Origin of the sequence: Propionigenium maris DSM 9537, from assembly GCF_027925155.1 — a bacterium.
Classification (GTDB): Bacteria; Fusobacteriota; Fusobacteriia; order Fusobacteriales; family Fusobacteriaceae; genus Propionigenium; species Propionigenium maris.
The window spans coordinates 135,934-155,269 of sequence record NZ_BSDY01000009.1 but is presented as its reverse complement, the minus strand read 5'-3'; the positions used below and the strand labels follow the sequence as shown (position 1 = coordinate 155,269).

Annotated in this window: 20 protein-coding genes and 1 riboswitch; of the genes, 11 read left to right on the top strand and 9 right to left on the bottom strand. The window is 41.9% G+C overall.

Features of this window, described 5'->3' with window-relative positions; all coding sequences use genetic code 11:
• Positions 1 to 35: 35 nt before the first annotated feature.
• Positions 36 to 710, bottom strand: coding sequence for a metal-dependent hydrolase (locus QMG11_RS11130; protein WP_281835994.1), 675 nt, complete (start codon positions 708 to 710; stop codon positions 36 to 38).
• 317 nt (positions 711 to 1,027) lie between these two features.
• On the opposite strand from QMG11_RS11130, the gene QMG11_RS11125 reads away from it, so the two are divergent.
• The gene (locus tag QMG11_RS11125; RefSeq protein ID WP_281835993.1) at positions 1,028 to 1,285 is read left to right on the top strand and encodes a hypothetical protein; all 258 of its coding nucleotides are present in this window, start codon (positions 1,028 to 1,030) and stop codon (positions 1,283 to 1,285) included.
• A 555-nt stretch (positions 1,286 to 1,840) separates the two neighbouring features.
• On the opposite strand, the gene QMG11_RS11120 is transcribed toward QMG11_RS11125, so the two are convergent.
• From QMG11_RS11120 to QMG11_RS11110, 3 genes are read right to left on the bottom strand one after another with little or no spacing between them, the layout of a single operon-like run.
• A complete protein-coding gene (locus QMG11_RS11120) occupies positions 1,841 to 2,647 on the bottom strand; it encodes a hypothetical protein (RefSeq protein WP_281835991.1) in 807 nt (268 codons plus the stop codon).
• 31 nt (positions 2,648 to 2,678) lie between these two features.
• Complete coding sequence (locus QMG11_RS11115) at positions 2,679 to 2,840, bottom strand: hypothetical protein (protein WP_281835989.1); 162 nt, start codon at positions 2,838 to 2,840, stop codon at positions 2,679 to 2,681.
• A 1-nt stretch (position 2,841) separates the two neighbouring features.
• On the bottom strand, positions 2,842 to 3,252 hold the full coding sequence (locus tag QMG11_RS11110; RefSeq protein ID WP_281835988.1) for a hypothetical protein: 411 nt from the start codon (positions 3,250 to 3,252) through the stop codon (positions 2,842 to 2,844).
• 122 nt (positions 3,253 to 3,374) lie between these two features.
• Between QMG11_RS11110 and QMG11_RS11105 the strand changes: the two genes are divergently transcribed.
• Both QMG11_RS11105 and QMG11_RS11100 read left to right on the top strand, forming a co-directional pair.
• Positions 3,375 to 3,572, top strand: coding sequence for a hypothetical protein (locus QMG11_RS11105; RefSeq protein WP_281835987.1), 198 nt, complete (start codon positions 3,375 to 3,377; stop codon positions 3,570 to 3,572).
• Between the two features lie 82 nt (positions 3,573 to 3,654).
• The gene (locus QMG11_RS11100; RefSeq protein WP_281835986.1) at positions 3,655 to 4,707 is read left to right on the top strand and encodes a LysM peptidoglycan-binding domain-containing protein; all 1,053 of its coding nucleotides are present in this window, start codon (positions 3,655 to 3,657) and stop codon (positions 4,705 to 4,707) included.
• Between the two features lie 44 nt (positions 4,708 to 4,751).
• Here the strand turns inward: QMG11_RS11100 and QMG11_RS11095 are convergent, their stop codons facing one another.
• The 3 genes from QMG11_RS11095 to htpX all read right to left on the bottom strand — a co-directional run bounded on the left by QMG11_RS11095 (position 4,752) and on the right by htpX (position 7,272).
• Positions 4,752 to 5,528, bottom strand: a complete 777-nt coding sequence (locus QMG11_RS11095; protein WP_281835985.1) for a hypothetical protein — start codon at positions 5,526 to 5,528, stop codon at positions 4,752 to 4,754.
• Between the two features lie 150 nt (positions 5,529 to 5,678).
• On the bottom strand, positions 5,679 to 6,386 hold the full coding sequence (locus QMG11_RS11090) for a hypothetical protein (protein WP_281835984.1): 708 nt from the start codon (positions 6,384 to 6,386) through the stop codon (positions 5,679 to 5,681).
• 40 nt (positions 6,387 to 6,426) lie between these two features.
• Positions 6,427 to 7,272, bottom strand: a complete 846-nt coding sequence (gene htpX, locus QMG11_RS11085; RefSeq protein ID WP_281835983.1) for a zinc metalloprotease HtpX — start codon at positions 7,270 to 7,272, stop codon at positions 6,427 to 6,429.
• Between the two features lie 103 nt (positions 7,273 to 7,375).
• On the opposite strand from htpX, the gene QMG11_RS11080 reads away from it, so the two are divergent.
• The 8 genes from QMG11_RS11080 (at position 7,376) to QMG11_RS11045 (ending at position 18,722) form a co-directional block, all read left to right on the top strand.
• Positions 7,376 to 8,341, top strand: a complete 966-nt coding sequence (locus QMG11_RS11080; protein ID WP_281835982.1) for an endo alpha-1,4 polygalactosaminidase — start codon at positions 7,376 to 7,378, stop codon at positions 8,339 to 8,341.
• A gap of 47 nt (positions 8,342 to 8,388) precedes the next feature.
• Entirely contained in the window at positions 8,389 to 9,624 is a 1,236-nt protein-coding gene (locus QMG11_RS11075; protein ID WP_281835981.1) for a hypothetical protein, read from the top strand.
• Positions 9,614 to 11,437 (top strand): DUF2194 domain-containing protein, encoded by a 1,824-nt coding sequence (locus QMG11_RS11070; RefSeq protein ID WP_281835980.1) that lies wholly within the window; start codon positions 9,614 to 9,616, stop codon positions 11,435 to 11,437. Before QMG11_RS11075 ends, QMG11_RS11070 begins: the two co-directional genes overlap by 11 nt.
• Positions 11,437 to 12,363, top strand: a complete 927-nt coding sequence (locus tag QMG11_RS11065) for a hypothetical protein (protein ID WP_281835979.1) — start codon at positions 11,437 to 11,439, stop codon at positions 12,361 to 12,363. The genes QMG11_RS11070 and QMG11_RS11065 overlap by 1 nt, the downstream gene beginning before the upstream one ends.
• Position 12,364: 1 nt before the next feature.
• Complete coding sequence (gene pelF / locus QMG11_RS11060; RefSeq protein ID WP_281835978.1) at positions 12,365 to 13,798, top strand: GT4 family glycosyltransferase PelF; 1,434 nt, start codon at positions 12,365 to 12,367, stop codon at positions 13,796 to 13,798.
• Positions 13,786 to 16,515, top strand: coding sequence for an exopolysaccharide Pel transporter PelG (pelG, locus tag QMG11_RS11055; RefSeq protein ID WP_281835977.1), 2,730 nt, complete (start codon positions 13,786 to 13,788; stop codon positions 16,513 to 16,515). Before pelF ends, pelG begins: the two co-directional genes overlap by 13 nt.
• Positions 16,508 to 17,494 (top strand): hypothetical protein, encoded by a 987-nt coding sequence (locus QMG11_RS11050; protein ID WP_281835976.1) that lies wholly within the window; start codon positions 16,508 to 16,510, stop codon positions 17,492 to 17,494. Before pelG ends, QMG11_RS11050 begins: the two co-directional genes overlap by 8 nt.
• A 90-nt stretch (positions 17,495 to 17,584) precedes the next feature.
• A riboswitch (FMN riboswitch) is annotated at positions 17,585 to 17,704 on the top strand.
• 79 nt (positions 17,705 to 17,783) lie between these two features.
• Entirely contained in the window at positions 17,784 to 18,722 is a 939-nt protein-coding gene (locus QMG11_RS11045) for a DMT family transporter (protein ID WP_281835975.1), read from the top strand.
• Between the two features lie 40 nt (positions 18,723 to 18,762).
• On the opposite strand, the gene QMG11_RS11040 is transcribed toward QMG11_RS11045, so the two are convergent.
• Entirely contained in the window at positions 18,763 to 19,077 is a 315-nt protein-coding gene (locus QMG11_RS11040) for a hypothetical protein (protein WP_281835974.1), read from the bottom strand.
• Position 19,078: 1 nt separating this feature from the next.
• A complete protein-coding gene (locus QMG11_RS11035; protein ID WP_281835973.1) occupies positions 19,079 to 19,318 on the bottom strand; it encodes a hypothetical protein in 240 nt (79 codons plus the stop codon).
• Positions 19,319 to 19,336: the final 18 nt, after the last annotated feature.

Genomic DNA, 19,336 nt, shown 5'->3' with positions numbered 1-19,336 from the left:
AAGCTGGACGACTGCCTGCAGACAGCCATTTAAATTTAAAATATGTACTCCTCACCAGGACTTAAGATGACCACCTCACCCTCTACCATCTTCTTGAAGGATTCTGGATCTGCATCTATAACTGGGAATGTCTTATAGTGCATGGGAATGGTTACCTTAGGCTTTATAAAGTTTACAGCCTTTGCAGCATCTACAGCGTCCATGGTGAAGTTTCCTCCAATGGGAAGGAGGGCAACATCTATATTCTCATCCTCCAGAAGCTTCATATCCAGGGTAAGCCCTGTATCTCCGGCATGGTAGACCTTCTTCCCCTCTACCTCTATAACAAAGCCTCCGGGATTTCCTCCGTAGATCATACCCTTGTCGGTAGATATTCCAGACCCGTGGAGGGCATTGGTCATCCTTACTACTCCGAAATCGAGCTTTACCCTTCCCCCTATATGCATGGGGTGGATATTTACATTGTACTGTCCCAGGTAATCTGCTATCTCAAAGTTTGTTACGATAGTGGCACCAGTAGCCTTGGCCAGGGGTACAGCATCCCCCAGGTGATCCCCATGACCGTGGGTTACAAAGATGTGGGTGAGATCCTTGAAATCCTCTACCTTTACAGCTGCCTGAGGATTCCCGGTGATAAAGGGGTCTATAAGAGCCTTAAAGCTCCCCTCCTCCACATAAAAGGCTGAATGCCCTAAAAACTTTAATTTCATATGATACCTCCTTTACTTTTCTTTTTATTATACTCTATTTTTTCATCTGGAGTAATCCCAGGATTCGTACTTAGAGAATGGCTTGTTATATGGCTAAAAATATAATTAAGGTTATATTTAAACTTAGGCTAAACATGCCTTTTTAAAAGAACGATTGAAAATTTTTTATTAAAAATTACTTAAAGGGGGTTTCTTTTTTCCTAAAAATGAGGTAAATTCTAATCAAGGCCTAAAACTGAATGTAATGTTTAGAAAGAGAAAGGTTTTTGTTTCTTCTACAGTGGTGGGGAAGATTTAAAGTAGAGGAGGTAAATGAGATGGGAGCTGATATCAAGAGAAAGATCGATTTTTTGCAGATGGTCAGTGAAGGGGAAGACGCAGTTCTAAGTTACTTTAATAATCTTGAGAGTATAGAGGATAGAATGAGATTTTATAAGCTCGTTGTCTGGGGAGAATCCTCTAATTGTATTACAGGATTAACCATTAAAGGGGAAGGACTTCTTTGTGCCAAGCCGGAGCTTACGGGCTTGGGAAGAACGGTCTATGAGGGTCGAAAGGACCTGATATTTAAGTAAAGAAGCGGAGTAGAGGGTACTCTGCTTTTTTATTGTTTATAGATGTCGTCCTATAGAGGTATGAAAAAATTATTTCACTTTCTCAAGAGAGCGAGGAACTTTCTTACCATGATGTAAGAAAGTATCCAAAGAAGATCTAGTCCTACGTAATGTTTACACTTTAATTATTAATATCCGACCTTTTCAAGATACAATTATAACTCTGTAAGAAAATAATTGTGTGAAACGTTATGATAAACTTAAGTGGCATGACGGTCTAGTTGACTTTTAAAGTAGAAAGTTATATCGACTACTTCGGACACCTTTAGAACTTATAATTTAAAAAGCCGACTACAGGTAGTCGTCGAGCTACACAGAATAGATTACGTCGTTTCGTTAAACAGTATAGGTTCTATCTAGAGCCCATAAAAGAAACGAAAAATCTGTTATGCTAAAAAAGACAATTACCGGAAGTCTTGAACTTTGGGCACCTTTTTTTCAAGAGAAAGGTGCAAAACTCTTATATTGATGTGGAAAGGTGTATAAAAAAATAAGGGGTAATACCCCTTATTTTTTCTATCTGTATTGAATCTTAAATGCTTTAAAGTGTCCAGTAACCCTTCTCTCGATATTCTCAATATTTTCCGGTGAACTGCAAGGGAATAGCAAGAGCAGTAGTCTCTCGTGGTAGTCGTAGGAAATGTAGTCGGTCTCCCTTACGCAGCTGGCAATTACATCCCTGAAGAACTCAAACTCCTTGTGCTCCAGGTGATATCTTAGGATAGTGTGCTTCATTCCAAAGATCTTACCCCGCCTCCTTTCTATATTTACCTTCTTTTCAAAGGAAGCTCTGTCCAAGATCCTGCATCCAGGACATGTAGAGTGCAGGTGGGCTACCGGATGGTTTTGTTCAAGGGTTTTTCCTGCAAAGTTAACCAGGCTTTCAAGGAGCCTTACAGTATCCCAGGTAACTCCGGGGGTTTTATCCACCTTCAGCTGAATGAAGCCTATAGGGACATTGTTTACCTTTATAAACATGTAGAGAGTAGAGTTATCTCCAGGGGGTCTCACAGCCTGAGAGTGGAAGAGGGCATGAGCCAGTAGTGGTTTTCTCTCAAGGTAGAAATCACGCTCAAGGTTCTCCTCCCTTCCTAGATATATCTTCAACCTGAAGGTTTTATTCCTCAGGTTAAAGTGATAGATCTGAAGCTCATCAACTTTGATGTACTTGGAGATCAGTAGACACAACTTATCGAAGACCTCCTCTGTATCTGCTGTTAAAAGCATCTCATTAAACTTAGCTAAAAATATTATGTCATCGGTTTTATAATACTTTTCTTTTTGGGGGAGTACAGTATCCATAATGGACTCTTTATTTATCATAGAACCACTCCTTGAGAATAAAAATATAAGATTAACCATTGCCACTTAACACAAAGTCCCTAATATCACTATACTTTATGGTAGAGGAAATCCCTTCAAATAAGCTGTATAATATTTCAGTTGAAAAGTCTCTCTTCTTCAAGCTTTCTTTTGCCATAGAAAAAGGACTCCCCTCTAAGGCAAGTCCCTCCACACTATTTCTCCTCACTGTTAACATAGACTATCTGCATCTCTTTTCCCTTGGTGTCTCCTACATATACATTGGAATCCAAAAAGTAGGTTTTATTCTTCTCAAAGTTATGTATGGTAAATCTGTATACCTCCTCCAGCTTGTTCTTCTTCTCTCCCAGCATAACCTTGAAGGTAGCCCACTGGAAGTCGCCATCAGCCTGGTTTTTTATCCGTCCCTGAATCCTTCTGTAGCCTCCGCTTCTCTTTGAATAAACTTTCAGCTTGGAATACTTAAAGGACTTGGAGATATCCTTTCTCAACCTGAGTTTTATAAGAGTTTTTTCCATAAATCCCCTCTCATCCATATATGACGGGGTGGCCGATACTACATTCAAGGATAGTGCTATAAAGAGTATCAAAATAATTTTTTTCATATTTATCCCTCCTCCCTACTAGATAATTTGATAAAAGAGGGAGATTTCCTTTTAAAATAAATATCTTTAGACTTAAAGGAATTAAACTCCAAAAAGTGTAAGGGTTTAGGGGAGGGATAAGTATGAAGATATTTGAGAACTTGGATATAGTGGAGATAATTGAGAGGCTTGAGGCACTTTTTTACAGGGTTTATGGTACCGAGGAGTGCAGGGTATGCAGGGAGAGGATAAGGTGTTCCTCCTCACAGTTTATAAAGAAAAATAACAAGGTACAGTGTACCCAGTGCAAGAGATACCTTGAAACGGTAAAGGAAAAATAAATTATCTGAATTTTCACACTTTAGACACAAAACTCTGCTAAGGTATTATTTAGAGCAAATTAAAGACAGCGGAGGTTAGGGTTTGAAGTTTAAGAAGTTATTTATTCCGGTTATTTTTCTATCTAAACTGGTATTCGCCGAAGATTATATGGTGAGACACGGGGATACCCTTTCAGGTATTGCTGCAATCCACAATATAAGTCTGGAGAAGCTTAAGGAGATAAATGACCTTGATGGAGATAGGATTAGGATAGGACAAAAATTATATGTGGGAGACTACAGAAACCACATAGTGAGAAATGGTGAAAATCTCGCACTGATTGCCAAGAAGTATGGTATAGGAGTGGATGAGCTTAAGAGGATAAACTCCCTGAAGAACGACAGGATTTATCCCGGACAGAAGCTGAATATATATGACTTCAGTGAGCACATAGTTGCAAGGGGTGAGAGCCTTGTCTCCATAGCTGGAAGGTACAATATGAAGATAGAGGATCTGAGGGACCTAAACGACCTAAACGGTGATGTTATAAGGGTTGGACAGACACTGAAGGTAGGGCAGATAAGGACCCATAAGGTGAAGAGTGGTGAAAACCTCGGGTTAATAGCGAAAAAATACAGTACCACAACAGGGGAACTTAGAAGGATAAATAACCTCAAGGACAGCAGGATCTATCCGGGGCAGGAGCTGAAGATAACTGGGTCCACCCTTACCCCTAAGGTAGGTGCCGTGGCGTCAACTGGAAACCTTGATTTCTACTGGCCGGTACAGTGGAGAGGCGTAAACAGCAGCTGGGGATACAGAACCCATCCAGTGAGCGGTAAGAGGGGATCCTTTCATACTGGGGTGGATCTGAAGGCCGCAATGAACACCCCTGTTAAGTCAGCAGAGGGAGGAACAGTACGTATTGCAGGATGGCTCAGGGGATATGGGAAAACAGTGGTAATAGACCACCCCAATGGGTACAGCACCTGGTATGCCCACCTGGATAAGATAGATGTAAGGGCAGGGCAGAAGGTTGATAGGGCTACAAAGATAGCTGAGAGCGGCCAGACCGGCAACGTTACGGGACCCCACCTGCACTTTGAGGTAAGGATAAATAATAAGAGTGTGGATCCCATCAGATACAGGGGTTAACTTCAACATAAAATTAAAAGAGGACGACCATCGGTCGTCCTCTTCTATCTATAGGTATCTATTCTTCTATACCATCCAGGGAGCCATCTCTCCTCTCCCCTCTCCTTGGGAGAGTTGTCCACCCTTCTCTTCAACACAAACTTTGCTTCTTTTCTGAACTCCTCCAAGGCCTCCCTTCCCTTGGAGGTTCCCTCCATTCCTTCCAGGATCTGAAGAAGCCCCCAGCCCTTATCCATATACCTTTCGCTTTCCTTTACTCCCTCTCCCTTGAAGTTCACGTAGTCGATAAGGGGATAGAGTCCTCCAGGGGAGTGAGCCACCCTGTAGAACTGCTCTTTGACATGTTCCTTCCTATCTGTGGCAGCAAGCATACCCTCTAAGGAGCCCTGGAGCCTCTCATAGATAAAGGCCACCTGAATATCCTTTGTGTTCTCCAGGAAGACTATGGCCTCTGTCACCTTCTTAGAGGAGGTCGCCTTTAAAAACTCCTCCCTTGTATCCCATGGACAGTAGACAGTGTCTCTGAAAAGTTCAGGGAGCGGAATGTTATTTCTTCTATAGTAAGCCAGGAGCCCTGGGAAGCTTTCATCAAAGGGCCCATCGAAGTTTTCCGGATACCAGATAAAGTGCCCTATTCCCAGGGAAGCAAACTCCTCCCCTACATTCCAGTGGATTAACTTCTCTCTGATACCCCCGGTTTCATTTTGATAGATCCTCTCCCCGGCTTCTCTCAGCTCCTCAGTGGAAAGGGTAATGGAGTATGAGGTGAGGGAGAGAAGAAGTAGTAGAGCAGAGATTGTTATAGCTTTAAAGTTTTTCATGTAGGTCTCCTTTTAAGTTGATTTATATAAAGGGGCAAAGTCATCGACTCTGCCCCTTTTTTATTACCAATGAAAGTATAGAATTTATTAAAAGTTGCCTGAAGTAATCAGTGATCCTTTTGATTATAAGGATACAACGTCACGTTGCTTCTATCTGACCTTTTCCAGGTTTATCCCGTCAAGATCATATCTGTTTTCATAGCTTATTAACTCCAGTTTATCTCTCTGGGTTTTAAAGTGCATAAGGTCATCCTCCATCTTCAGGAACATAATCCTTTCCTTGATATTCCAGTATCCTATAAACTCCTCCTGGGAGATAACCTCTCCATCCTTAACTTCCTCTACGTCAAGGATAAAGGTATTCTCCTGGTGCTTTGGAGGAATGAGGTAGATAGGAATAGTCTTTCCCTTCTCAAAAAGTCTCAGGGTGAAGTTATAGGTATACCCGTCCTTCTCCTCCATTCCCTTATAAAGGTAGATCTTCTTGGATACCTGGAAGGTAGTATTACCTAATTTAGGAATATCTGTGTATATTACATGAGGGGTGCTCTTGTAACCAGAGATCCTTACAGACCTCTTGTCCTCTGTGAGCAGGTTTAGGATACCATTTCTATCCTCCCATGCTCCCCAGATCTCCTCAGTGATCTCGGAGTAGTCGCTGTTCTTCTCTTGAAGGTAGAAACGCTGCTCCCCGTCTACCTTGTAGAGAAGAAGGTCGTAGTTTCCGTCGCTGCTCTTACCAGTCAGGTAGTGGTAGGGCTTGGAGTCAAAGTATAATCTGCTTGTTTTCGTGCTAGAGCATCCGCTCAAGACTACCAGTGTCATTAAAAGGGTAAGTATAATCTTAAAAGTCTTCATGTAATCCTCCTGTTATTGTTTTTGCCTTAAAAGATGAAAGTTAAAATCCTCTTTCAGCCATCTCTTCCAGTCTTTTTATTCTCTCTGCAGTACTTGGGTGGGTGCTGAAGAGGTTTGCCATTCCCTCACCAGAAAGGGGACTCACAATAAACATGTGAGATGTAGCCGGGTTGGCTTTGAAAGGTATATTCTTACTCCACATCTCAAGCTTTCTAAGGGCTCTTGCCAGGTAGAGGGCATTTCCGGCAGCTTTTGCCCCATACTCATCGGCCTTGTACTCCCTGGTTCTGGAGATGGCCATCTGTACCAGTGCTGCTGCCAGGGGAGCCAGGATTGCAGTGGCAATAAGAGCTATAGGGTTTCCACCCTCATCGTCATCTCTTCTTCCACCTCCAAAGATCGCAGCCCACCTGGCCATACTTGCCAAGTAGGAGATAGCTCCAGCCATGGAAGCTGCGATAGTACCTATAAGAATATCTCTGTTGTTCACATGGCCGAGCTCATGGCCGATTACTCCAGCCAGCTCATTGTCATCTAATATCTCAAGAAGTCCCCTTGTCACAGCAACAGCTGCATTCTTGGGATTTCTACCAGTGGCAAAGGCATTTGGCTGACTCTGGTTAATTATATATACCTTAGGCATTGGAAGGTCCACATTACGGGCTATCCTCTCAGTTATCTGGTATACCTTATTGTCCCTTTCCAGGGGTTGTGCTCTGTACATAGCTAGTACCATCCTGTCACTGAACCAGTATGAAAAGAAGTTCATTCCAAAGGAGAAGATAAGAGCAATGGTCATTCCGCTTCTTCCTCCCAGGAGGTTACCAAAGAAGAGGAGTATAAGTGTCATTACAGACATCAACATAAAGGTTTTTATAGTTTTCAAAATTATCACCATCCTTGATTTTTCTATACTATAAGATAGCACAGAAAGGGCATTGTGTAAATGTTTATTGGCGCACCTTGAAAAAGGAAAGTGGTGGTTATTTATGTATGAAGTAATAATAGAGGAGGAAGTGTTTATGGGGGGAAAAAGAGAGGTTATACTGGTAATCATCATGTTTTTTTTAGGAAGTTTTAAGGTGTTTGGAGGAGAAGTGGACTATAGAGGTGAGATGAGGAGGTTAATTAGACATATAGATGCTCAACTTCCAGAGGAATATATAGTAATTCAGCAAAATGCTGTGGACCTCTACTATAAGAATGGGGAGCTTATGAGAGATTGGCTTGTTGGGATAGACGGCATATCCCAGGAATCCATCTACTACGGGAATCCAGAGTATAACAGCAGAAGCCCCCAGAGCTATAGAAATCTTCTGGAGAAGAGACTGAAGGAAGTAAGGGGCGAGGGGTTAGCTGTATTTACAACCAACTATACAAAAACCTTGTGGAATAGCTGGACCTCAGACAGGGAGGCAAAAAAGTCCGGATTCATAAACTACAATGTTCCCAACAGGGAGGTCACCCAGATAAATAGCAAGATACCCTATGAAAATACAGAGGACATAGAAGAACTGAAGGATGTAAAAAACTTTCTCTACCTCTTAAACCCTGAGAGATACAGGAGCAAGAGGGAGTATATAGATACTCTTGCCAAAACAAACTTTGATCTTCTTGTAATAGATGCCTTCTTTAAAGGAAAAGCTCTTACAGAAAAGGATATCGAGAGGATAAGGTATAAGTGGAACGGAGGAAGGAGACTGGTGGTCTCCTACCTGAGCATAGGTGAGGCAGAGGACTACAGGCACTACTGGAAGAAGAGGTGGAACGATAACCCTCCAGAGTGGCTGGGGGAGGAAAACCCCAGGTGGGAGGGGAACTATGTTGTTAAATACTGGCACAGAGAGTGGCAAGAGATTATAGAGGGTTATATAGACAGGATAACTGAAGCGGGTTTTGACGGTGTATTTTTAGATACAGTGGATACATACTACTACTATATAAATTATGATTAGGTGGAGGCCTATAAGGCTTCCTTTAACTGAAGGAGATGGTGAAGGTTATGAATATAAAAACTAAAGGAGAGATTAAAGGTAGGTCCTTCTACTGCTTTGCAGAGAGCTTTATCTATACTGGGTTAGTTTACTTTATCTTTTTTTATCTGTCTCCATTTAAGCATGGTTTTCTGGAGCTAAACCTCCACCCACTGCTGATAGTTGTAGCAGTAATATCTATGAGGTACGGGACATATCTCAGTACCTTTGGGGTGATCTTTGCAACCTTCTTCTACTTCCTGGCCTACCTCAATGTAGAGAGGGATCCCATAATCTTCTTTGCTTCCTTTGAGTACTCTAAGTTTATTCTCATGTTCTTCTTTACAGCTCTATTTATAGGTAAGCTGAGGGATTCCACCGATGAAAAGATTATTCATATGGAAAATGAGATAAGCAGGCTCAAGAAGGGGTTCACAAGACAGAAGAGAAATAATATAAAACTTACCTTCACCAACAGCAGGTTAAAAAATCAGATTATAAACAGTAAGGAGAGTATACTCACCCTCCACCACCTGACATCATCATTGGATAAGATGGGAGTAGAGGAGATATTTACCAAAACTATCTTGAATATTAAGCAGTTTATAGACTGTGATGTAATCTCCATCTACACCTACAACTCAGAAAAAAACTTTGCCAGACTGAAGTTAAAGGTTGGAAATGGAAGGCTTCCCAGTTTCTTCCAGATCGAAGAGGGGGAGGCGCATAAACAGGTTATAGATGCAAGAGAAGCAATGGCCTTTCCTCTGGATATAGAAGGAGACACACCGGTATATATAGCCCCTGTAGTAACTGAGGGGAAGATAATTGGTTTTATCAATGTAGAGAGGCTGAGCTTCAGTATCCAGGAGAGGTATACCTTTGAGATGTTTAAGGTAATATCCCACTGGCTGAACAGATCCCTTGTAAGGGCTATTAAGAGACAGCATAGTGAGGAGGTGGAAAATATCTATGAGGGCACCAGAATCTTGAAGATGGATTACTTCAATAAGCGACTGGAGGAGGAAAACAACAGAAAAAAACTCTTCAAGATGGAGTTTCTAGCCTTTGAGGGGAATCACAGAGGAGCTGCTCCCCATGAGCTCCACAGGATGATAGAGGGCAGAGTAAGGGATGAGGATGTTGTGGGAATGGATGACAGGATGGTAAGATTCATCTTTCCTGCTACGGAAGTTCATAACAAGGGGCTGCTACTGGATAAATTGGGAGAGGTCATAGAGGGGATTGATTTTTATGAGATTTAGTTACTTTATGGTAGTGATACTAATTATAGTCGGAGCATTTCAGTATATGAGAACTACGGAGATGAGTGAGCACTACTCCCTGAAGCAGGTAGAGGAGTTTCAGCTGGAGGAGGGACGGGATGGGACACTGGAGATACAGGCTCCCCAAAAACACCTAATCCTCTATAGAGATGCAGAAAGCAAAGGGGAGATATATGAAAGCCTGAGGGAATCATTTAAGTTTTCCAAGGTTGACTACGACGAGAGGAGTATCCTGGAGGAGCTGAAGGAGGTAGAGGAGTATGCCAGCATCATTGTGATATGCAACTCCTACAGAGAAATGTCCAGGGACAACTTTGATCTCTTAGAGAATTATTTAGAGAGGGGAGGAAATCTGATATTTCTGTCTACCCTTCCCCTGAGCCCCTTTAATTCATCCATGGGAGTAACAGGAAGCAGAAGTTATATAGAGACAGAGGGAATAATTTTTCAGGAGAAGTTTTTTCCGGGACTTGAGGATATAAAGCCCAGTGGGGAGATGATGCCAGGGACCTCTCTAGATGTAGACTTACTGCCAGATGTTAGAATTCTTGCAATGGATAACTACGATACCCCGATAATCTGGGAGAGAGAAGTAGGGAAGGGAAGAGTGATAAGTGCTAATACCACACTTTTAGAAAGTAAGATAACCAGAGGAGTACTTTCCCAACTAATCGCCTATGGAAATGATTACTTCATAATGCCGATATTCAACTCCAAGGTGGTCCATCTGGATGATTTTCCAGCACCTCTTCCAGATGGAAGAGATGAAGATCTCTACAGGGAGTATCGAATGAAGACCCGTAGCTTCTTTAAAAATATCTGGTGGAAGGATATGGAGGGTATTGGGAGGAGACAGAATATCAAATATACCGGTTTTTTAATAGGACAGTACAATGATGTGGTGGAAAAGGAGAAGATGGAAAAGTTCTTTCAGATACACAGAGAGGATCAGGGATACCTTGGACGAAAGCTCTTTCAGAATGGAGGAGAGTTAGGAATCCACGGGTATAACCATCTCTCTCTTGCCCTGGATGGAGGGATAGATTTTGAAATGCACGGTTATAAGTCCTGGGGGAACGAGGAAAACATAATCTCATCCTTCAAGAGGCTGAGGAAGTTACTAGATAACCTCTATGGAGAGGATGTAAGGATCTACTCCTATGTTCCTCCCACCAATCTTCTCACAAGAGAGGGAAAGGCTGCTTTAATAAAAAGTCTTCCAGACCTCAAAAGTCTCAGCGGAGTATATACTGCAGGAGATGAAAGGGGAGTGTTGTTACAGGAGATAGGAAGAGATCCCGATTATCCTACACTTTACTCCCTCCCAAGGTTTTCCTGGGGACTCTTCTACAACGATGATGTAATGTGGAATATATATAACGGAATAGCAACCTATGGAATGGTTTCCCACTTCTTCCATCCAGATGATATTCTGGATGAAGGAAGGGGAGGAGGTATGCCCTGGGAAAGGTTAAAAGTAAACTATGAATCTATCTTTAAGGACATCAATACTCACTTCCCTCTTTTGGAGCCTCAGCTACAGGTGGAAGCAACTAAGAGGTATATGGGACTGGAGGATGTAGAGATGGAGTATGGAAGGTTCGGGGAGTGGATCAGGGTTAACTTTAAGGGATTTAAAGGTGGTATCGATACCCTTATGAGAATCAGAAGGGAAAGGATAAAGGATGTCAGGGGAGGAGAGTTCTACCTGATAGATTCTACCAATGAGTATAATCTCTATCTAATAAAGTTCCACAGGGAAGAGGGAGAAATACTTCTGGGAGGTGCATAATGAAAAGGACAATGTATAAAATAATCTTGGCAGTAATAGTTATTATGGATATCTACCTCATATTAAAGGTTGCCTACTATCGTGATATGCCCTTAAAGGCTTTTTGGGTATATCACCTGATACTCACAGGAGGATTTTGGATTATAAATGAGATATTCTTTAAAAGGGATATAAATTATTTTGATGTACTTATAATACTCTTTCCAGGGGTAGGGTTTAGCGGGCTGTTTTTTCTGGATATCCTTCCAGAAAGGGAAAGCCACTACAGCGAGGTAGAGGAAACGTTGGAGCTTAGGAACTATATTAAGGGCAGAAGGGAGCTTGAGTATATAGATGTGTCAGCAGAGCTGGGAATGATAGGTGCCTACGACAGGCTCTACACAGGGAGTTCCAGGGAGAAGAAGAAGTTTCTTATGAGCTTCAATCCCCCGGAACTGTCCTTTAAGGTAGAGGTGCTGAAGAAGGCTCTTCTAGATGAGGACATAGATGTTATTCACTATGCTGCCACAGAGCTAAATAGAATAGATGAGACCCTTCAAGAGGAGATATTTCTGGGAGAAATGGAAGGGAAGTTTGAAGAGGTCTTTCACTCCTATATGAAGTATATCAGGTCGGGACTTTTAGAGGGAGAGATATTAAAGTTCTACCAGGAGGGGGCACTGGAACTCTTAGAAAAATTTTCAGAGGGGAAGTTTCTTCTGGAGGAACTGAACCTGTTAAAGGACACCTTCAGGTTAGAGGCATGCCAGGTAAAGGTGGAAAGGTTACTTGATGCAGACCCTTCCCTTGAAATAATTGAGTTTGCAATGAGGTTTTACCATGAAAGAAATCACTATGGAAGAGTTTTGGAGCTAAAAAATAAATTTCCAGAGGAAGCAGAGGAGATATCTCAGGGGCTTCTTCAGTATGGAGAGGGGGTGGCCTAAGATGGCTAAGGTGTGTATGATCTGTGAAGGGGCCTATCCCTATGTTGTAGGAGGAGTTTCCTCATGGGTGGATGATTTTATAAGGACCAACGGGGAGCATGAGTTTACTCTACTTTGTCTTATACCCAAGGAAGAGTTTGCAGTTAGGAGGTATGAGCTTCCTAAAAATGTAGTAGAGGTAAAGAATATCCTGTTAAATCCTCAGATGGACGCATCCTCTATGAGGATTATGAGAAATAACCTTTCTAAGAGGGAGGCCTGGGAGGATGAGATAGAGGAGGCGATGGATTTTAAGAGTATAGATCCCAGAAGATCCCTTGAGATTATGGATAGAGTTGTAGGGGAAGGCTTTGGAAATCCCTTTGAAATTGTTGCTAGTAAGTTATTTTGGAAGGCTCTTGAGAACCACTATAAAAAAGGGTATGAAAATACGAACTATAATATATTTTACTGGACCTACCGTAATATATTTTTAAATCTTTTTGCCCTGATGGAGATAGAGATACCAGAGGCAGAGATCTATCATTCAGTGGCCACAGGATATGCTGGATTCATAGCTTCTGTGGCAGGATACAGGGGGATGGGGAAGGTTATCCTTACAGAACACGGAATATATCCAAGGGAGAGGGAGGAGGAGATCCTCAATGCCCCGTGGATAGAAAAGGACTTCAAGGAGATATGGGTAGAGTTCTTTTACTACCTTTCCAGGGTGGCATATTATTATTCTCATAATGTAATCTCGCTCTTTGACTATAATAAAAGATTTCAGATAGAGTTTGGAGCCCTTCCAGAGAAGTGTGAGGTTATTCCCAATGGTGTGGATATTAGAAGGTTTGAAAGGATAAAACGGGAGGAGAGAGTGGGGTTTAATGTGGGAGCAGTGCTGAGGGTTGTTCCCATAAAGGATGTAAAGATGATGCTAAAGGCTATAAAGGTAGCCAAGAGAAAGGTTCATAATGCAAGATTTTATCTCATTGGTCCCACAGATGAAAATAAAGATTACTACAGGGAGTGTATGCTCCTTGTAAGAGGGCTGGGAATGGAGGATTATGTGGAGTTTACAGGGGAGGCAGATGTAGATAACTACTACTCCTTCTTGGACCTTCTCCTTTTGACTTCTATCTCAGAGGGGCAGCCTCTATGTATCCTTGAGGGGCTGGCCGCAGGTATTCCTGTGATAGCAACAGATGTGGGGAACTGCAGGGAGATACTTACTGAAAAAAGGAAGATAGGTGAAGCGGGGATAGTAGTCCCGCCAACATCGTATACGACCTTTGCTGAAGCGATTGTAAAACTTTACCAAAATAGGGACAGATTAAGGATACTGGGGGAAAACGGAAGAAAGATCGTTAAAGCACACTACCCTCGGGAAAAAAGTGTAAACAGGTATAAGAGGATCTATGAGAGGCTGGGTGAGGACACATGGCAGGAATAGGATTTGAACTTAGAAAGATGTTTTCAGAGAGTGAAAGTACCTTTGGAGATCTAAAAGCAATAGCTTATTCCACACTGATAAGTGTGGGCCCTTGGATAATAACTGCAATCAGTCTTAATCTGATGCTGTTTATAGCCAAGGGATATATTGTTCTCAGAAGTGAAAGGATACTTTTTATGGCTACTGTGGTTTACTCCTTTATCTTTTCCCAGATCCTTGTGAGCCCATGGCAGTATATAGTCACAAGGTATATCTCCGACTGTATATATGAGAAAAAGACCCATGAACTGAGGGGAGCCTATATAGGGATAATGAAGCTGGTGATAATAGTTTCCTTCCTGGTAGCTAAGTTTTACTTTCAGTCCTCTCCCCTAAACTTATTTTACAAGGGAGTAGCGACAACACTATTTACCCTTCTAGGGGCGTCATGGATATGTATGAGTTTTGTCAGTGTGCTTAAAAACTACCGGTTTGTTGCCTACTCCTATATAGCGGGGAATACTCTAGCTGTTCTTCTGGGAGTATTTCTGGGAAGGATGCCCATAAGGGTAACCGATAATATTCCTTCAACAAACCTTCTTCTTGCATATACAGTGGGAATGTTTCTGACATTTTTGATGTTATCCTATCACCTTCTCTCTACATTCAAGGAGAGGGAGAGCAGTGAGTTTGCATTTTTGAGGTATCTCAAGGGGTATACCTCACTGTTTTTTACAGGTTTATTTTATACCCTGGGAGTATGGGTACATATCTTTATAAATTGGTTTATAGGGGACAGCTATATAATATCAAGTACATTCAGGACAGCCCCATTCTATGAGGTAGCTCTCTTCTATGCTTTTTTTATAACTATACCCAGTATGGTTTATTTCATTGTATTTTTAGAAACTAAATTTTTTCCAGACTATAAGACCTATTATGCACATATTTCATATAAGGGGACTATGGATGAGATAAACAGGAGCTTGGAAAATATGATGTTCATTTTAAAGAGGGAGATATTCTACTGCATGGAGTTTCAATTTTTCATATGTCTCTCCTTTGCTCTTATGGCAAAGACAATATTTCATTACTTTGAGATGGATCTATATCTGTTGGAGCTCTTTAGAATATTTATATTTGCAGCCTTCTGTACGGTTTTTATCTCAATCTTTATAACTGTATTCCTTTATCTGGATGCCAGGATGGAAGCCCTTTTGATAAGCGTGCTATTCTTTCTGACTAACTCTGTATTTACATTTTTCTTCACCCTTAAGGGGGAGGAATATACAGGAATAGGGTTTTTCTTAGCTTCATTTCTGACCCTTATAGTGGCCAGGGGACTTTTGCTGCGAGCCTTTGAAAACCTTAACTACACCACATTTTACAGGCAGAACTTCATCAAGCATATTGGGTCAGCGGGATTAAGCAAATTGGAAGCCTTTTTTAACAGAAAGGGATATATTCCCATTCTTCTGGTAATTATTATCACGGGAATACTATCGGGATGTACCCGGTACGCTGAGGATGGTTTTAACAGTGTAACAAGACATAACTGGCATACCATGTCCCTCTATGATGAGGAGGGTTATAGTGTAGTCGGCTATAGTTCAGAAGGAATAAGCAGAAGGGGATTTGATACCTATGGATGGAATAGATACACGGATTCCTCTTATGACTACCTTGGGTTTGATGCAGGAGGAACCCATGGGAACACAGGCTTAAATACCGATGAGAGAGGTTTTGATGTAGATGGAATTTATTCAGAGAGTGGCGATAGATTTGATAGGGATGGATTTGACCAGTTGGGGATCCACAGAGATACAGGAACAGAGTACAACGGGGAGGGGTGGACCTACTATGGTTTAAATAAGGAAACTCAGGGTTACTATGACAGAGATGGTTATGATGTGGTTGGTTACGATTCTGCTGGTTATGACCCCATGGGATACGACTCTGAAGGCTATAACAGGAAGGGATGGAGCAGAGATGGAATCTCCAGGGAAACCGGTGGTAAGACCAACCTTAGGGGATTTGATGTAAATGGATTAAATATACAGACCCAGAGCAGATATGATGAAAGGGGCTTTGATGCAGAGGGATATAACAAAGTCACTGGAACCAGGTTCGATGAAAGGGGCTGGAGTGTAGAGGGAATTCATCGAGTAACTGGAAGGGAGTACAATGAAGGTAGCTGGACCTACTACGGCTTAAATGAGAAAACTCAGGATTACTATGATGTTTCTGGATATAGTGCTGAGGGGTATAACAGGGAAGGCTATGACAGAAGGGGCTATGATAGGGATGGCTACAATAACGATGGTTACAATAAATATGGGTATGACAGGGAGGGTTACAGCAGATCTGGATGGAACAGGAGGGGGATCTTTAAGTTCACCGGTGAAAAGTATGACTTCTATGGTTTCGATGTGAGGGGAAACCATAAAGGTACCCACACAAGGTATGATGAGTATGGTTTCAACAGGGCAGGAATAAATATTGAAACTAAAACCAAGTACAACAGAGAGGGATACGACAGGGATGGCCTAGACAGAAGTGGAAGAAGAGAAAATACCACCGAGAATTCAGTAAATTCATTATCTGCTGCAGAAAGTGCTGAGTGGGATATAGAGGGAAATAATCTGGAAACAGGAAGTAAGTATGACAGAAGGGGTTATACGATAGATGGTTTGGACAGAGAGGGATTTAACAGAGAGGGGGTATACATAGGTGAATAGGCGATTAAGAATACTGATGACGATGCTTCTTCTTTCAACTGTGATATATTCGAGGGACTATGAGGATTTTCAGAAAAGAACTGTGGTGGGGAAAACCAGGGGGATAGAGGTTCTGAACTTCTATGAGGAGGTCCCAGAGCAAAATAGTATAAAGCACTATGGAAGGTATGAGTATAATGACGACTACTCCCTCATAGAGTGGAAGCTCGCTGAGGGTTACCTTTCACTAAATGAGAAGTGGGACTTTGAGTACGACATAGAGAGGGAGTTCTACTATGACAGAGATCTGGGAAATGGAGAAAGAAACCTCACTGGCTGGGATAACCTTACGGGCTTTGTGAGAAACATGGGGAAGCATGAGGTTTTTAACAGGGTATGGAGCACAGATCTTGGATTTATGTGGGAGTATGATCAGCTGGATATTCCCAGCAGTGCCGGAGGAAACTATGAAAAGAGTGAGCTGGCACTCAGGTACAGGATAAGAACCAATGCAGACATAGGTAGGGGAGGAACCTACTGGGGATTTGATTTCTGGGGAGCCAAGGTATTCACCACAGGGGATGACGGATACTCCCTGGAAGCCAACCTGATATCTGCAACCAATTGGGGATATGGGTTCCAGACCTTCAACACCTTATACAATGAGTACTATGACTATGGAGGATATAACGGAACCCACCTACTGGGTCTTGAAAGTTATACCAGGTGGACACATGAACTTACAAGGAGCTGGGCCTTTGCTATAGAGGCTGGTATAGACACAGATAAGTATTCAGGCGGTACCCCAGCAGACTATACTATGGAGCTTACTCTATATCCCTATCTTCTCTATAACAGGGAGATACTTCCAGACCTGCGAATCTTTGGTGAGCTGGGTCTCCCAGGATACAGGTATGCAAAGTTTGAGGATGAGTTTCAGTCGGACTCGAGCTCAGGGATCTACTTTGTGGCCCTCATAGGAATACAGTATATCTGGTAGGAAATGACAGTTGAGGTTAGCAACTATGCACCTTAGCTGTCTTTTAGCTTTGACAAAGAACTATAGGAGTGATATAATTGAGAAAAAATAGATGTCTTTAGGGGCGGGGTGTAATTCCCCACCGACGGTGATAGTCCGTGAGGAGATTCTTCTCCTGATCTGGTGAAATTCCAGAACCGACAGTGATAGTCTGGATGAGATAGAGACAATGAATTGAATCTTTACTTTGATTACTTGTTTTTTGGGCCCCTATGAGGGCTTTTTTATTACAAAATTATTGGAGGTAAAGATGGATATATTTAAAAGCAAGGAGATGAAGGGAGCTACATTTGTATGTATGGCTGCTGCCCTCTGGGGATTAGAGGGAGTGGCTCTTATTCCTAGACTCTTTCACTTTAAGGTTCCCTTTGTGGTATTTATGGTTCACTTCATACCATTCCTGGGGATGAGTCTGTTATTTGGAAGGACAGAGATAGAAAATGCCAGAAAGCTTCCCAAGAGCGATCTTTTCTACTTCTTTCTGGTAGCACTCTTTGGGGGAGCACTGGGAACCCTTTCAATTGTTAAAGCACTGTTTCTGATGGATTTTCACCACCTGACTATAGTTACCCTTCTTCAGAAGCTTCAGCCAGTATTTGCAATACTTCTTTCGAGGGTCATACTTGGAGAAAGAGTGGGGAAGAATTTCATTGGATGGGCGTTACTGGCCCTGGTAGGAGGATATTTTTTAACCTTTGAGTTCAACCTTCCAGTGGTTATAAATAATGGAAATCTGCTCAAGGCCTGTATGCTTTCTATGTTTGCAGCTTTTTCCTTTGGAAGCGGTACTGTCTTTGGGAAGAGAGCCTTAAGAAATGCTGCGTTTAGGACTGCTGTTTATCTGAGATACACCTTTACAACTACTATAATGCTCTTTATCTCTGTCTACACAGGAAGCCTGGGAGAGCTTACCAGTGTAGGAAGGGAACAGTGGGCGATATTCCTTATAATAGGTCTTACAAGTGGAAGCGGGGCTATTCTCCTCTACTACTATGGACTTAGATATATAAAGGCCAATGTTGCAACTATATGTGAGCTGGCCTTCCCAATCTCCAGTATAATCTTCGACTATGTGTTCAACGGAAGTGTACTGAGTCCTATTCAGTGGATCAGTGTATTTCTCATGATAGGTTCCATCTACAGACTGAGTAAGAATCAGTCCCAGGAGCTGGAGGTAAAAGCCGCTTAATTAAAAAAAGACCTTCTTTTCGTAGGAAGGTCTTTTTTTATTATAGATCCTCTATGGATTTTTCAGAAGTTTTTTCTGGGGTCTTACTGGAGGTTCCCCTTCTTTTTTTGCCGAATTTTTGAGAGAACCTGGCTGGGGAGATGAGTTTTTCCAGTTCATTTATAAATTTCGATGCAGCATCAAGGATCACCGACTTTTCAGTATGGGTGGGAAAGTCCATTATCTCGATGAGATCCCTTCCGATGACATTTTTTCTGTAGATAAAGACTCTGGTATAATCTGTCTCCTCATAGTGCTCTAGAATATCTACAATATACTTCTTATATATCTTGTATGAAAAGCTATATCCACTCATATTATCTTACCTCGATTCTGGAATTCATCTGTTCTTCCAACTGTTCTATAAATTCAATAGATTTTGCTATAATCTCCAGCTTGGGAGTGTTTTCCTCAAACTCAGTTACATTTATAAGCTTTTGCAGGTAGCGCCTTCCCCTGTAGAGATAAGCCCTGGTCAGATTAGTATCTTCATAGTGATCGATAACTTTTAGATAATAGCCCCTTGGCAGGGTATATTCAAAGGTGTAAAAAGCCATTTCAATCCTCCTCTACTA

What these genes read in the sequence shown, in the direction of transcription:
- QMG11_RS11130 (WP_281835994.1), bottom strand. Translation starts at nt 710, where the DNA reads ATGAAATTAAAGTTTTTAGGGCATTCAGCCTTTTATGTGGAGGAGGGG.
- QMG11_RS11125 (WP_281835993.1), top strand. Translation starts at nt 1,028, where the DNA reads ATGGGAGCTGATATCAAGAGAAAGATCGATTTTTTGCAGATGGTCAGT.
- QMG11_RS11120 (WP_281835991.1), bottom strand. Translation starts at nt 2,647, where the DNA reads ATGATAAATAAAGAGTCCATTATGGATACTGTACTCCCCCAAAAAGAA.
- QMG11_RS11110 (WP_281835988.1), bottom strand. Translation starts at nt 3,252, where the DNA reads ATGAAAAAAATTATTTTGATACTCTTTATAGCACTATCCTTGAATGTA.
- QMG11_RS11105 (WP_281835987.1), top strand. Translation starts at nt 3,375, where the DNA reads ATGAAGATATTTGAGAACTTGGATATAGTGGAGATAATTGAGAGGCTT.
- QMG11_RS11095 (WP_281835985.1), bottom strand. Translation starts at nt 5,528, where the DNA reads ATGAAAAACTTTAAAGCTATAACAATCTCTGCTCTACTACTTCTTCTC.
- QMG11_RS11090 (WP_281835984.1), bottom strand. Translation starts at nt 6,386, where the DNA reads ATGAAGACTTTTAAGATTATACTTACCCTTTTAATGACACTGGTAGTC.
- QMG11_RS11080 (WP_281835982.1), top strand. Translation starts at nt 7,376, where the DNA reads ATGTATGAAGTAATAATAGAGGAGGAAGTGTTTATGGGGGGAAAAAGA.
- QMG11_RS11075 (WP_281835981.1), top strand. Translation starts at nt 8,389, where the DNA reads ATGAATATAAAAACTAAAGGAGAGATTAAAGGTAGGTCCTTCTACTGC.
- QMG11_RS11070 (WP_281835980.1), top strand. Translation starts at nt 9,614, where the DNA reads ATGAGATTTAGTTACTTTATGGTAGTGATACTAATTATAGTCGGAGCA.
- QMG11_RS11065 (WP_281835979.1), top strand. Translation starts at nt 11,437, where the DNA reads ATGAAAAGGACAATGTATAAAATAATCTTGGCAGTAATAGTTATTATG.
- pelF (WP_281835978.1), top strand. Translation starts at nt 12,365, where the DNA reads ATGGCTAAGGTGTGTATGATCTGTGAAGGGGCCTATCCCTATGTTGTA.
- pelG (WP_281835977.1), top strand. Translation starts at nt 13,786, where the DNA reads ATGGCAGGAATAGGATTTGAACTTAGAAAGATGTTTTCAGAGAGTGAA.
- QMG11_RS11045 (WP_281835975.1), top strand. Translation starts at nt 17,784, where the DNA reads ATGGATATATTTAAAAGCAAGGAGATGAAGGGAGCTACATTTGTATGT.
- QMG11_RS11040 (WP_281835974.1), bottom strand. Translation starts at nt 19,077, where the DNA reads ATGAGTGGATATAGCTTTTCATACAAGATATATAAGAAGTATATTGTA.
- QMG11_RS11035 (WP_281835973.1), bottom strand. Translation starts at nt 19,318, where the DNA reads ATGGCTTTTTACACCTTTGAATATACCCTGCCAAGGGGCTATTATCTA.